A 1,307-nucleotide genomic window follows, 5' to 3' on the forward strand; every position below is an offset into this window, starting at 1 on the left:
ACCTGGTTGACCTCGATCCGGTCACCCTCGGCCACGATCGGCTTCTGGTTGAACGAGGTGCCCTGGTTGGACCGCTTGAACTTGGCCACCCGGTAGGTGGTGCGGGTGCCGTCGTCGTTGGCCACGGTGACGTAGTCGGCCGAGACCTCCTCGACCACACCGGCCTTCTCGGCGCTGATGACGTCGCCCGCGTCGGTCGCGGCACGGTATTCCATGCCGGTGCCGACCAGCGGCGCCTCGCTCTTGAGCAGCGGCACCGACTGGCGCTGCATGTTGGAGCCCATGAGCGCGCGGTTGGCGTCGTCGTGCTCCAGGAACGGGATCATCGCGGTGGCGACCGACACCATCTGGCGCGGCGACACGTCGATGTAGTCGACTTCCTCGGCCCTGGCCAGCTCGGTCTCGCCGCCCTTGGTGCGGACGAGCACCCGGGACTCGGCGAACGAGCCGTCGGGGTTGAGCGTGGTGTTGGCCTGCGCCTTGACGTAGCGGTCTTCCTCGTCGGCCGTGAGGTAGTCGATCTGGTCGGTCACCTTGCCGTCGACGACCTTGCGGTAAGGCGTCTCGACGAAGCCGAACGCGTTGATCCGGCCGTAGGAGGCGAGCGAGCCGATCAGGCCGATGTTGGGGCCTTCAGGAGTCTCGATCGGGCACATCCGGCCGTAGTGGGACGGGTGCACGTCGCGGACCTCGAAGCCGGCCCGCTCACGCGACAGACCACCGGGGCCGAGCGCGGACAGACGCCGCTTGTGCGTCAGGCCGGCCAGCGGGTTGGTCTGGTCCATGAACTGGGACAGCTGGGAGGTGCCGAAGAACTCCTTGATCGACGCCACCACCGGGCGGATGTTGATCAGGGTCTGCGGCGTGATCGCCTCGACGTCCTGCGTGGTCATCCGCTCGCGGACGACGCGCTCCATGCGGGCCAGGCCCAGGCGGACCTGGTTCTGGATGAGCTCGCCGACGCTGCGCAGACGGCGGTTGCCGAAGTGGTCGATGTCGTCGGTCTCGACGATCACCGTGTCGATCGGCGCCTCGGCCGAGGCCGGCATCGAATCCTCACCCGCGTGGAGGCGGACGATGTACTCGATGGTGGCGACGATGTCTTCTTCGGTCAGCGTGCCCTGCGTGATGTCTCCGCCGACGCCGAGCTTCTTGTTGATCTTGTAGCGGCCGACCTTCGCCAGGTCGTAACGCTTCGGGTTGAAATACAGGTTCTCCAGCAGGGTCTGCGCCGACTCCTTGGTCGGCGGCTCACCCGGCCGCAGCTTGCGGTAGATGTCGAGCAGGGCGTCATCCTGACCCGCGGT

The 1,307-nt window shown here is 67.1% G+C and carries 1 pseudogene; it reads right to left on the reverse strand.

Features of this window, described 5'->3' with window-relative positions:
* A pseudogene (locus AB0K05_RS44415) lies at positions 1-1,307 on the reverse strand (DNA-directed RNA polymerase subunit beta); the annotation flags it as partial.

It is taken from the genome of Nonomuraea sp. NPDC049486 (genome assembly GCF_040676925.1).
In the GTDB taxonomy this organism is placed as follows: Bacteria; Actinomycetota; Actinomycetes; order Streptosporangiales; family Streptosporangiaceae; genus Nonomuraea; species Nonomuraea ferruginea.